Consider the following 12,227-nt stretch of genomic DNA (forward strand, 5'->3'; position numbering starts at 1 on the left):
TTATCAGCAGGGGCCTACGATATTGGCCCCTGTTTTTTACCAAATACAGAATCAACTGAGGAATTTAGAATGGCTGTTACTGCTGCTCTAGTTAAAGAACTGCGCGAACGTACTGGCGCAGGCATGATGGAATGTAAGAAAGCGCTTGTTGAAGCAAACGCTGACATCGAACTAGCAATCGAAAACATGCGTAAGTCTGGTGCTGCTAAAGCTGCTAAGAAAGCAGGTAACGTAGCTGCTGAAGGCGCAATCATCATCAAAGAAGAAAACGGCGTTGCTGTTCTTCTTGAAGTTAACTGCCAAACTGATTTCGTTGCTAAAGATGGTAACTTCACTGCATTTGCAGAGAAAGTTGCAGCTGACGCTCTAGCTTCTAAAGCTTCTGTTGAAGAACTAGTAGCTAAATTCGAAGACGAGCGCGTTGCTCTTGTTGCGAAAATCGGCGAAAACATCAACATCCGTCGCGTTCAATACGTTGAAGGCGCTGCAATCGCTTCTTACCGTCACGGCGAGAAGATCGGTGTAGTTGTTGCTGGTGAAGGCGATGCTGAAACTCTTAAGCACGTTGCAATGCACGTTGCTGCTTCTAAGCCAGAGTACGTTAACCCAGAAGACGTACCAGCTGACGTAGTTGCTAAAGAGAAAGAAGTTCAAGTTGAAATCGCTATGAACGAAGGCAAGCCTGCTGAAATCGCTGAGAAGATGGTTGTTGGCCGCATGAAGAAATTCACTGGCGAAATCTCTCTAACAGGTCAAGCGTTCATCATGGAACCTAAGAAATCTGTAGGTGAAATCCTTAAAGAGCGTGGCGCTTCTGTTTCTACTTTCGTTCGCCTAGAAGTGGGTGAAGGTATCGAGAAAGCTCAAGAAATGAGCTTCGCTGAAGAAGTAGCAGCAGCTCAAAAAGGTTAATCCTTAGAGACTTGCATACTATTTAGACCGTAGCCATGGCTGCGGTCTTTTTACGACTAACGGTTAATCGTTTAGCCGTGATGGATGCAGACTGCTAGAGTCTTTATCCATGACTGTTAATCAACAACTCTCTTTTGGAAGGTAAACTCCATGACTACGAACCCTAAACCAGCGTATCAACGTATCCTGTTAAAACTGAGCGGTGAAGCTCTACAAGGCGAAGAAGGTTTTGGCATTGATCCAGCGATTCTTGATCGCATGGCACAAGAAGTAAAAGAGTTGGTTGAGCTAGGCGTACAAGTCGGTGTGGTTATCGGTGGTGGTAACCTGTTCCGTGGTGCTGGCCTTGCTGAAGCAGGTATGAACCGCGTTGTTGGCGACCACATGGGTATGCTTGCAACGGTAATGAATGGCCTGGCAATGCGTGACGCGCTGCACCGTGCATACGTAAACGCTCGTGTAATGTCTGCTATTCCACTGAAAGGTGTGTGTGATGACTACAACTGGGCTGATGCAATCCGTGAACTTCGTCAAGGTCGCGTTGTTATCTTCTCTGCGGGTACTGGTAACCCATTCTTCACCACAGATTCTGCTGCATGTTTGCGCGGTATTGAAATTGAAGCTGACGTAGTTCTAAAAGCGACAAAAGTTGATGGTGTATTTACGGCTGACCCTGTAGCAAACCCTGACGCAGAGCTGTATGATAAGCTATCTTACACTGAAATTCTGGATAAAGAATTGAAAGTAATGGACTTGGCTGCGTTCACACTTGCTCGTGACCACAAAATGCCAATCCGCGTATTCAACATGAATAAGCCAGGCGCACTACGTCGCGTGGTTATGGGTGAAGCAGAAGGCACGCTAATCAGCGACTCTGAGTAACTCCAATCACCGTAGCGTAAAGTGATTTATGCTACGGTATTGCCTTTTGAAGAGTCCCGCATAGGCTTTCTTCGAGAAAGAATTACACATTAAGGTGATATTGTGATTAACGAAATCAAACAAGACGCTCAAGAGCGCATGGAAAAAAGCGTAGAAGCGCTAAAGAACAACCTTTCTAAAGTTCGTACAGGTCGTGCGCACCCAAGCCTACTATCTGGTATCTCTGTTGAGTACTACGGTGCTCCAACGCCTCTAAACCAAGTAGCAAACGTTGTAGCTGAAGATGCACGTACACTAGCAATCACAGTATTCGACAAAGAGCTTACGCAAAAAGTTGAAAAAGCGATCATGATGTCTGACCTAGGCCTAAATCCTATGTCTGCTGGCACTATCATCCGCGTTCCACTGCCACCACTAACGGAAGAGCGTCGTAAAGACCTAGTTAAGATTGTACGTGGCGAAGCTGAAGGCGGTCGCGTTGCTATCCGTAACATCCGTCGTGATGCTAATGGTGAGCTTAAAGCATTGCTAAAAGACAAAGAAATCTCTGAAGATGAAGATCGTAAAGGTCAAGACGAGGTTCAGAAGCTAACAGACGCTGCAGTTAAGCAAGTGGACGAAGTGTTAGCTGCGAAAGAAAAAGAGTTGATGGAAGTCTAATTCTCCATAATCTCTCTGTATAAATAGCGCTGTGCTCGCAGCACAGCGTTTTTTTATGCTAATCTCTCTCTCCTGCTGATTATCTATCAATGTTTTATGCATAATTCTCAACTCTCTCCTGATTTACTTCCTAAACACATCGCAATCATTATGGATGGCAATGGCCGTTGGGCGAAAGCGCAAGGGAAACCTCGTGTATTTGGCCACAAAAATGGTGTTGCTGCAGTACGTAAAGCGATTTCAACCTCTGCAAAATTGGGCATTAAGGCTATCACTCTGTTCGCATTCAGTAGTGAAAACTGGCGCCGTCCTGAAGAGGAAGTCGGTGTCTTGATGGAGCTGTTTATCTCGGTTCTTTCGACAGAGGTGAAAAGGCTGCATAAAAACAACTTACGCCTACGTGTGATCGGTGATAAGTCTCGCTTTAATGAACGACTGCAAAAGAAAATCGCTCAAGCAGAGGCGTTGACTGAGTCAAACAGTGGCATGGTGATTAACATCGCGGCCAACTATGGCGGTAAGTGGGATATCATGGAGGCAACAAAAGCAATTTCAGCTAAGGTTGCCAATGGTGAACTCGATGCTAATGAAATCAGTGAAGAACTGATCACAGAGCATCTGACCATGGCAGATTTACCTGAAGTTGATTTAATGATTCGAACCAGTGGTGAGTGCCGCATTAGTAACTTTATGTTGTGGCAAATGGCGTATGCTGAACTCTATTTCACCCCGATCTACTGGCCAGAATTTGATGAAAATAGCTTGATCGAAGCTGTGACTTGGTTTGTTAACCGTGAGCGCCGTTTTGGCTGCACTGGTGAGCAAGTTAAGGCTTTGATGGAAAGCGAATAAAGGATCAAAGTTTGAAACAAAGAATTATAACCGCACTTATCCTTGCCCCTCTGGTAATTTTAGGCATCTTTGAGCTGTCTTTACCGTTGTTTATGGTGGCGATTGCGGCTGTCACTCTGATCGGCTTTTGGGAATGGACCCAGTTTGTCGATGCAAAATCACGAGCTTTGGCGCTTATTCCAACGGTGGTTGTCAGTGCTGTCAGCTTTCTGGTTCTTCCGTTTGATTCAATCAGCTTAGGCTTAGTGACTGAACCTCATGTTGCGATGTTGGCTGTTGGTTCTGTGTGGTGGTTGGCGGCAAGTGCGCTCGCGATCACTTACCCTAAATCTTCGGTTTTATGGCAACACTCGTCTTTTTTGCGCCACGCTTTTGGTGTGCTAACTTTACTGCCATTTTTCTGGAGTGTTCTGCTTTTACGAGCGAAAGGCATCGAACTTGACCCTTATCACGGTGCGAAGCTTGTCTTGTACGTTTGCTTTATCGTTTGGGCCGCTGACAGTGGTGCTTACTTTGCCGGAAAGAGTTTCGGTAAACGCAAAATGGCCCCTCATGTAAGCCCAAATAAAACCATTGAAGGACTGATTGGCGGTATTATCACGGCAATTTTGGTCGGTTGGGGTACAGCAAGCTGGTTTGAAATTCAGTTTACTAGCCCGTTAGCAATGGTAGGAATTACACTTATCACCGTTGTTATTTCAGTCTTAGGTGACTTGGTCGAAAGTATGTTTAAGCGTGTCTCTGGCATTAAGGACAGCAGTAACATCATTCCGGGTCATGGCGGTGTTTTGGACCGCATTGATAGCTTAACGGCTGCATTCCCTGTCTTTGCTTTCCTATACTTCATTTTTTAAGGCAAGCTTCGGCTTGCCCTTACTCCATACTGGTTTCTTGCTATGCGTAAGTTAACGATTCTAGGTGCGACAGGCTCTATTGGAGCAAGCACGTTTAAGGTTCTCGAACAAAATCCTGAGAAGTTTTCTGTGGTTGCGTTAGCCGCAGGGCAAAACGTAGCGAAAATGAGAGAGCTGTGTCAGAAATGGCAGCCTAAGTTTGCTGTGATGGCTGATGACAACGCAGCTAAACAATTAAAGCTTCAACTTTCTGAGCTTAAAATCGCGACACAAGTGCTTTCTGGCGTGGATGCGATGTGTGACGTCTCATCGATGGATGAGGTCGATACTGTTATGGCTGCCATTGTGGGGGCTGCAGGTTTGCTACCGACAATGGCGGCCGTAAAAGCGGGTAAGCGTGTGCTATTGGCCAACAAAGAAGCATTAGTGATGTCTGGTCAATTGTTTATCGATGCGGTGAACAAGCATGGTGCCGAATTGCTGCCTGTTGATAGCGAACATAATGCTATTTTCCAATGTTTACCTAGCGAAATCCAAACCAACTTAGGTCATTGTCAGCTTACTGAGTACGGTATTTCTCACATTCTATTGACTGGTTCTGGTGGCCCTTTCCGATACAGTGATATTGAATCACTTCAAGCAGTAACGCCTGAGCAGGCGATTGCCCACCCTAACTGGTCGATGGGGCCGAAAATTTCTGTCGATTCAGCGACCATGATGAATAAAGGCCTTGAGTATATTGAGGCGAAATGGCTGTTCAATACACAGCGAGAGCAGTTGAAAGTTGTGATTCATCCTCAGTCCGTTATTCACTCTATGGTTCAATATAAAGATGGGTCCGTATTGGCTCAAATGGGAGAGCCAGAGATGGCAACACCGATTGCTTTGACCTTGTCATACCCAGAACGAATTTCAGCGGGTGTGGCACCGCTTGATTTCACTAAGGTGGGTGAATTGACTTTCATCGAACCTGATTACAATCGTTACCCATGTTTGAAGCTCGCGATTGATGCCTGCTATGAAGGTCAGCATGCGACTACGGCGTTAAATGCGGCAAACGAAGTCGCAGTCGAGGCCTTTTTGAACCGACAACTGCGTTTTACCGATATTGCAGTAGTCAATGACAAAGTAACCAGTCAAATTTGTGCAACACACAATCAGTCACACTGCAGTGACTTGGAAAGCATACTGGAGCTCGATAGAATGGCCAGAGAACTAGCTGTGAACCATCTAAGTGAGCTGAAACTATGACCGGTATTTTGTGGAACTTCGTGGCGTTTATTGTCGCGCTTGGCATCCTAGTCGCTGTCCATGAATTTGGCCATTTCTGGGTTGCGCGCCGCTGCGGCGTAAAAGTTGAAAAGTTCTCGATAGGATTTGGCAAATCTATCTGGAGCAAAATAGGAAAAGATGGCACTGAATACAGTGTGTCGATGATTCCATTAGGCGGCTACGTCAAGATGCTTGATGGACGAGTCGATGATCTAAAAGAGAGCGAAAAAGCGTTTGCCTTTGATCTGAAACCACTTTGGAAGCGCAGCGCGATAGTTGCCGCTGGCCCGGCCTTTAATTTCTTGTTTGCTATTTTTGCCTACTGGCTTGTCTTCCTTATTGGTGTTCCTGCCGTCAAACCGGTTGTGGGCCAAGTAACACCGTCCTCAATTGCGGCAGAAGCGGGTTTGGAGCCTGGAATGGAACTAAAAGCGGTTTCTGGCGTCAAAACTGCGGATTGGGAGTCGGTTAATATGGGGCTGATTTCCCATATCGGTGACCGCCAACTGACAATGACAGTCGTACCCGCTGATGGTGTTGGTGTTGAGCAAATAAAATATTTTGATTTAACAGAGTGGAAGTTTGACCCTGAGAAGCAGTCTGCCATGTCTGCACTGGGTTTCGTTCCATTTACGCCGCCCCTTACGCCACGCTTAACCAACGTGTCACCAGAAGGTGCTGGAGCGAGAGCAGGGTTAGAAGTCGGTGATGTATTGCTTGAAGTTGATGGGCTAAAAGTGGCCAATTGGCAGCAAGTGGTCGATGCGATTCAGCAGCATCCGAATACGCCAATTGAACTAAACGTTGATCGTAGTGGTCAGACGTTAGCGTTAACCATAATACCAGACAGCCGCGAACTTTCTGACCAACGTGTGATTGGTTTTGCGGGAATCGCACCTGAGGTCGCAGAATGGCCAGAAAATTATCGCTTCGACTTACAATTTGGTGTAATTGATTCAATCGGAAAGGCGGTTGAAAAGACAGGTCAGGTTATTAGCTTAACGATCAGCATGCTTAAAAAGCTGATCGTGGGCGATGTTGGATTGAATAATTTAAGTGGACCTATTTCGATCGCAAAAGGAGCCGGGACGACCGCTGACTATGGGTTAGTGTATTTCCTTGGTTTCCTTGCATTAATTAGTGTGAATTTAGGGATTATTAACCTTGTACCGCTTCCTATGTTAGATGGCGGACATCTATTGTTTTTTGCTATTGAGGCTGTAATAAGACGCCCTGTGCCTGAGAAAATTCAGGAAATGGGGTACCGCGTTGGCGGTGCAATTATCTTCTCTCTTATGGCAGTGGCAATTTTCAATGATTTTGCTCGTCTCTAATCGAGTGAAGGTTGAAGTAAGGAATAACTAAAACAAATATGGCGATGAAAAATATCCTGTTTGCCTCCTTGTTGGCGACAAGTGTGAGTGCAAACGGTGCTGAGAACTTCGTAGTTCAAGATATCCAAATTGAAGGTCTTCAGCGTGTTGCACTGGGTGCAGCTTTGTTGAAAATGCCAGTACGTGTGGGTGATACCGTAGGTGGACAAGACGTATCGGAGACGATCCGCGCGCTGTACGCCACAGGTAACTTCGAAGACATTAAAGTTCTACGTAATAACGATGTGCTTGTTATTCAAGTGAAAGAGCGCCCAACTATTGCGAGCATCTCTTTCTCTGGCAACAAAGCTATCAAAGAAGAGCAGCTGCAACAAAATTTGGACGCGTCTGGTATCCGAGTCGGTGAAGCACTCGATCGTACAACCCTGTCTACGATTGAAAAAGGCTTAGAAGACTTCTATTACAGTGTGGGTAAATATAACGCGACTGTAAAAGCGGTTGTGACGCCACTACCTCGAAATCGTTCTGACCTGAAATTCGTCTTTACTGAAGGCGTTTCAGCCAAAATTAAGCAGATTAACTTTATCGGCAATACTGAGTACACCGATGAGGAACTATTGAGCCGTTTTGAGTTAAATGTTGACGTTTCGTGGTGGAACTTCTTATCGGATGATAAATACCAGAAGCAGGTGCTTGCTGGTGATATTGAAGCGTTGAAGTCTTACTACCTTGATCGTGGCTACCTCAAGTTCCAAATTGACTCTACTCAAGTCGCTATCTCTCCAGATAAGAAAGGGGTGTACATCACTCTTGGTCTTAACGAGGGCCTACCTTACAGCGTTAACGATGTAAAATTCCGTGGTGAGCTGTTAGGCAAAGAGGCGGAGTTTGAAAAGCTCGTTCCTTTCGAAGCGGGTGAAACGTATAACGGCTCGGCGGTGACTGGGCTAGAAGAAAACATCAAACGTCTTCTGGGTGAAGCCGGTTATGCCTACCCGCAAGTACGTACTATTCCTGAATTTGACGACGAAAACCAAACGGTCTCTTTAGTTGTGAACGTAGAAGCGGGTCAGCGAATTTATGTTCGTGATATTCGCTTTGTCGGTAACAACTCAACCAAAGATGAAGTTCTGCGTCGTGAAATGCGTCAGATGGAAGGCAGCTGGCTAAACTCGAAATCGATTGAAACGGGCAAAAACCGTCTTAACCGCCTTGGCTTCTTTGAAACTGTTGATGTTCAAACGGTGCGTGTTCCTGGCAGCAATGACCAAGTTGACCTTGTTTACAACGTAAAAGAAGCGAACTCGGGCAGCGTGAACTTCGGTATCGGTTATGGTACTGAGTCAGGTATCAGTTTCCAGGTTGGCTTACAGCAGGATAACTTCGCAGGTACGGGCAACCGCGTTGGTATCAACGCGATGATGAACGATTACCAGAAGAACATCAGCTTAGATTATCGTGACCCATACTGGAACCTTGATGGTGTCAGCATGGGCGGTAAGATTTTCTACAACCAGTTTGAAGCTTCGGAAGCGGGTATCGTTGACTACACCAACGAAAGTTATGGTGCGAGTTTAACGTGGGGCTTCCCATTCGATGAGCTTAACCGTTTTGAATTTGGTGTGGGTTATACACACAATAAGATCGGTAACGTACCGACTTACGATCAAGCTCAGCAGTTTGCTCAAAGTATTGGTCAGCCAGATGGTGATATCTTAACTAACGATTTTGATCTCAACGTCTCGTGGACACGAAACAACCTAAACCGTGGTTATTTCCCAACGGCGGGTAACTATCAGCGTGCATTTGCTAAAGCAACCGTACCTAGCTCTGACGCACAGTACTTTAAAGTTCAGTATGATGTTAGACAGTATGTACCTATTACCAAGAAGCATGAGTTCACGCTCTTAATGCGTGGTCGTCTGGGTTACGGTAATGGCTATGGTCAAACGGATGGCAACGATAACTTGTTCCCATTCTACGAGAACTACTACGCAGGTGGCTTTACAACGCTCCGTGGTTTCGGTTCAAACAGCGCGGGTCCGAAGGCGGTATATACCACTAACGGCAACCCTGCTACCTGTAACAGTGCGAGTTGTGTATCAGCGACTGATGATTCAGTGGGTGGTAACGCGGTGGCACTGGCGAGTATGGAGCTGATTGTTCCAACGCCATTTGCATCTGAAGAAGTTCGTAGCCAAATTCGTACCAGTGTCTTCGTTGATGCGGCAAGTGTTTGGGACACTGAGTTTATCTATGATCCAAGTTATGAGGGTGAGCGCTACTACCATGACTACTCTGATCCAATGAACTTCCGTGCTTCTTACGGTGCTGCATTACAATGGATGTCGCCAATGGGGCCGTTGGTCTTCTCTGTTGCTAAACCAATTGAAATTTACGAGGGTGATGACGAAGAATTCTTCACATTCACTATCGGCAGAACCTTCTAATACAAAGGAAAATAAAGTGAATAAAACAATTAAAGCGGCTGGCTTAAGCCTTCTTGTAATGACGTCTTCTTTCTTTGCTAATGCTGCTGAAGCTGCGCAAAAAGTGGGCTATGTAAATACCGCACAGGTTTTCCAAGCGCTTCCTCAACGTGAAGTCGTGCTGCAAAAAATGCAGGAAGAGTTCAAAGATAAAGCGGATGAGCTAAAGTCTATTCAGGCTCAAGCTAAAACTAAAATTGAAAAGCTTAAGCGTGATGGCGAATTGCTAGGTCAAGATGAAGTTGAAAAACTGCGTATCGAGATCGGTCAACTAGACAGCAAGTACAAGATCAAAGCACAAGCTCTAGAGCAAGCATCAGCACGTCGTGAAGCACAAGAGAAGCAGAAGCTGTTTAAAGTGATCCAAGACGCAGTTAAGAAGGTTGCTGACAAGCAAGGTTACGACATCATCGTTGATATCCAAACCATGCAGTACGGCAAGCCTGAATACAACATTTCTGAAGACGTAATTAAAGCTCTTAAATAACGATAATTATGACAGTACTTTCTTTAGCCGAATTGGCAACCATTACCGGGGGCGAGCTACATGGTGACGCGAATGCGACAGTTACCATGGTTGCGCCAATGGATAAAGCGCAGGAAGGTCATGTAACTTTCCTGTCTAACCCTAAATACGCTAAGCACTTAAACGATTGTCAGGCAACGGTTGTGATGGTCAAAGAGGCTCAGCGTGAACAGTGCAACGGAAATGTACTGGTCGTTAATGACCCTTATGTGGCATTTGCCAAAGTGACTCAAGCGTTAGACATAACGCCAGCACCTGCTCAGGATATTGCTCCTTCGGCTGTTATTTCAGAGCAAGCCAAGCTTGGTAGTAACGTCTCTGTTGGCGCTAATGCTGTGATTGAATCTGGTGTTGAACTGGGTGATAACGCGGTAATTGGTGCGGGCTGTTTCGTTGGTAAGAATGCTAAGATCGGCGCGAACTCAAAGCTTTGGTCAAATGTTAGTGTTTACCACGAAGTGCAGATCGGCTCTGACTGTCTGATTCAAGCGAATTCCGTGATCGGTTCGGATGGCTTTGGCTATGCGAACGAAAAAGGTGAGTGGATTAAAATTCCTCAGCTTGGCAGTGTTCGTATTGGTAATCGAGTTGAAATCGGTTCATGTACCACTATTGACCGTGGTGCGTTGGACGATACGATTATTGAAGACAACGTCATTCTTGATAACCAACTGCAAATCGCTCATAACGTACACATCGGATATGGTACAGCAATGGCGGGTGGTACGATTGTTGCTGGCAGTACCAAGATCGGTAAGTACTGTATTATTGGTGGCGGTACGGTGATCAATGGCCATATTGAAATCGCAGATGGTGTGACGATTACCGGTATGGGTATGGTCATGCGTGGTATTGAAGAGAAAGGCATGTACTCATCAGGCATTCCCCTTCAACCGAATAAAGAGTGGCGTAAGACTGCGACTCGAGTTCATCGCATTGATGAGATGAACAAGCGCCTCAAAGCGGTTGAAAAACACCTCGAGCAGAAAGAGGAATCGTAGTTCCACTTCTGATAAAAAAGGCTCGCAATAGCGAGTCTTTTTGTCTATATACCCACCAATAAATGGACTAAGTTATACCTTAAGGCGACTTGGGTATATAATGTCTGCCAGCAACCAAATTTAGCATTCAATATAATAGGAATATGACTTTGACTACTGAACAGAAAACGATGAACATCACTGAAATTCAGGAATTGTTACCTCATCGCTACCCGTTTTTGTTAATCGACCGTGTAATTGATTTTCAAGAAGAAAAATATTTAACAGCGATCAAGAATGTTTCAGTGAATGAACCTCAGTTTACAGGTCATTTCCCTCAACTACCTGTATTCCCAGGAGTACTGATCCTAGAAGCAATGGCTCAAGCAACAGGCCTACTGGCATTCAAATCGTTTGGTGCTCCTTCTGACAATGAACTGTACTATTTTGCGAGTGTTGATGGCGCGAAATTCCGCAAGCCTGTCGTTCCAGGTGACCAACTTGTCATTGAAGTAGAATTCCTAAAAGAACGCCGTGGCATCGCTGCATTCAAGGGTGTCGCAAAAGTAGACGGTGAAGTGGTATGTTCTGCTGAACTGAAATGTGCTCGCCGAGAGTTTTAATATGATTGATGCAACGGCTCAAATTCACCCTTCTGCTGTTATTGAAGGTGATGTAAAAATTGCAGCAAACGTGACAGTCGGTCCTTTCACTTACATCTCAGGTAATATCGAGATCGGGGAAGGCACGGAAATTATGTCACATGTCGTGATTAAAGGTCACACAACGATTGGTAAAGAAAACCGTATTTTCCCCCATGCAGTGATTGGTGAAGAAAACCAAGACAAGAAGTATGGCGGCGAAGAGACGACCGTTGTGATTGGCGATCGTAATGTGATTCGTGAAGCGGTACAAATTCACCGTGGGACGACACAAGACAAAGCGACCACTGTGATCGGTGATGACAACCTACTTTGTGTAAATGCTCACGTTGCACACGATGTGATTGTCGGTAATCACACTCACATTGGTAATAATGCGATCCTAGGTGGCCACGTTACTGTTGGTGATTATGCCGGTGTGATGGCGCTTTCAGCGATTCACCCATTCTGTAACATCGGGGCATACTCATACACTGGTGGCTGTTCTGCGGTTGTTCAAGATGTGTTGCCGTATGTTCTAGCACAAGGTAACCATGCAACGCCGTTTGGACTAAACCTAGTCGGCCTTAAGCGAAACGGCTTCGAAAAGCCAGAGATTCGTGCACTTCAGAAAGCGTACAAAGAGATTTACCGCTCAGGTAAAACGCTTGAAGATGCGAAAGCGAGCTTAGTTGAAATGGCGAAAGAGTTTGAATCTATCAAACCTATGCTGGAAATGTTAGAGATCTCTGAACGCGGCATTATTCGCTAATTAGAGCATTGAAAGATCGTGAGGTTATTCGTGGCAAGAGTGCTACAGTGATG

At 45.5% G+C, this 12,227-nt stretch carries 12 protein-coding genes; all 12 read left to right on the top strand.

Annotation, left to right across the window (positions count from 1 at the left end; genetic code table 11):
• Positions 1-69: 69 nt before the first annotated feature.
• Positions 70-912, top strand: a complete 843-nt coding sequence (gene tsf / locus EJ063_RS10045) for a translation elongation factor Ts (protein WP_126574149.1) — start codon at positions 70-72, stop codon at positions 910-912.
• Between the two features lie 150 nt (positions 913-1,062).
• Positions 1,063-1,794, top strand: a complete 732-nt coding sequence (gene pyrH / locus EJ063_RS10050; RefSeq protein ID WP_126574150.1) for a UMP kinase — start codon at positions 1,063-1,065, stop codon at positions 1,792-1,794.
• Positions 1,795-1,896: 102 nt separating this feature from the next.
• Positions 1,897-2,454, top strand: a complete 558-nt coding sequence (gene frr, locus EJ063_RS10055; RefSeq protein ID WP_126574151.1) for a ribosome recycling factor — start codon at positions 1,897-1,899, stop codon at positions 2,452-2,454.
• Between the two features lie 96 nt (positions 2,455-2,550).
• Positions 2,551-3,306: an undecaprenyl pyrophosphate synthase gene (gene uppS / locus EJ063_RS10060; RefSeq protein WP_126574152.1), complete on the top strand. Its 756-nt coding sequence runs from the start codon at positions 2,551-2,553 to the stop codon at positions 3,304-3,306.
• A gap of 11 nt (positions 3,307-3,317) precedes the next feature.
• Positions 3,318-4,160, top strand: coding sequence for a phosphatidate cytidylyltransferase (locus tag EJ063_RS10065; RefSeq protein ID WP_126574153.1), 843 nt, complete (start codon positions 3,318-3,320; stop codon positions 4,158-4,160).
• Positions 4,161-4,202: 42 nt separating this feature from the next.
• Positions 4,203-5,411, top strand: a complete 1,209-nt coding sequence (ispC, locus tag EJ063_RS10070) for a 1-deoxy-D-xylulose-5-phosphate reductoisomerase (protein ID WP_126574154.1) — start codon at positions 4,203-4,205, stop codon at positions 5,409-5,411.
• The gene (rseP, locus tag EJ063_RS10075) at positions 5,408-6,766 is read left to right on the top strand and encodes a sigma E protease regulator RseP (protein ID WP_126574155.1); all 1,359 of its coding nucleotides are present in this window, start codon (positions 5,408-5,410) and stop codon (positions 6,764-6,766) included. The genes ispC and rseP overlap by 4 nt, the downstream gene beginning before the upstream one ends.
• 38 nt (positions 6,767-6,804) lie before the next feature.
• A complete protein-coding gene (gene bamA / locus EJ063_RS10080) occupies positions 6,805-9,216 on the top strand; it encodes an outer membrane protein assembly factor BamA (protein WP_126574156.1) in 2,412 nt (803 codons plus the stop codon).
• 16 nt (positions 9,217-9,232) lie between these two features.
• Positions 9,233-9,742: an OmpH family outer membrane protein gene (locus EJ063_RS10085; RefSeq protein ID WP_126574157.1), complete on the top strand. Its 510-nt coding sequence runs from the start codon at positions 9,233-9,235 to the stop codon at positions 9,740-9,742.
• Between the two features lie 8 nt (positions 9,743-9,750).
• A complete protein-coding gene (gene lpxD / locus EJ063_RS10090; protein WP_126574158.1) occupies positions 9,751-10,782 on the top strand; it encodes a UDP-3-O-(3-hydroxymyristoyl)glucosamine N-acyltransferase in 1,032 nt (343 codons plus the stop codon).
• 149 nt (positions 10,783-10,931) lie between these two features.
• Positions 10,932-11,384, top strand: a complete 453-nt coding sequence (gene fabZ / locus EJ063_RS10095; RefSeq protein ID WP_126574159.1) for a 3-hydroxyacyl-ACP dehydratase FabZ — start codon at positions 10,932-10,934, stop codon at positions 11,382-11,384.
• A 1-nt stretch (position 11,385) separates the two neighbouring features.
• Entirely contained in the window at positions 11,386-12,174 is a 789-nt protein-coding gene (lpxA, locus tag EJ063_RS10100) for an acyl-ACP--UDP-N-acetylglucosamine O-acyltransferase (RefSeq protein WP_126574160.1), read from the top strand.
• Positions 12,175-12,227 lie beyond the last annotated feature (53 nt).

Source organism: Vibrio aquaticus, from assembly GCF_003970385.1.
GTDB lineage: Bacteria > Pseudomonadota > Gammaproteobacteria > Enterobacterales > Vibrionaceae > Vibrio > Vibrio aquaticus.

Excerpts from the sequence above, each read along its gene's own strand:
- ispC (WP_126574154.1), top strand. The coding sequence starts at position 4,203 with ATGCGTAAGTTAACGATTCTAGGTGCGACAGGCTCTATTGGAGCAAGC.
- uppS (WP_126574152.1), top strand. The coding sequence starts at position 2,551 with ATGCATAATTCTCAACTCTCTCCTGATTTACTTCCTAAACACATCGCA.
- pyrH (WP_126574150.1), top strand. The coding sequence starts at position 1,063 with ATGACTACGAACCCTAAACCAGCGTATCAACGTATCCTGTTAAAACTG.
- rseP (WP_126574155.1), top strand. The coding sequence starts at position 5,408 with ATGACCGGTATTTTGTGGAACTTCGTGGCGTTTATTGTCGCGCTTGGC.
- lpxD (WP_126574158.1), top strand. The coding sequence starts at position 9,751 with ATGACAGTACTTTCTTTAGCCGAATTGGCAACCATTACCGGGGGCGAG.
- lpxA (WP_126574160.1), top strand. The coding sequence starts at position 11,386 with ATGATTGATGCAACGGCTCAAATTCACCCTTCTGCTGTTATTGAAGGT.
- bamA (WP_126574156.1), top strand. The coding sequence starts at position 6,805 with ATGGCGATGAAAAATATCCTGTTTGCCTCCTTGTTGGCGACAAGTGTG.
- tsf (WP_126574149.1), top strand. The coding sequence starts at position 70 with ATGGCTGTTACTGCTGCTCTAGTTAAAGAACTGCGCGAACGTACTGGC.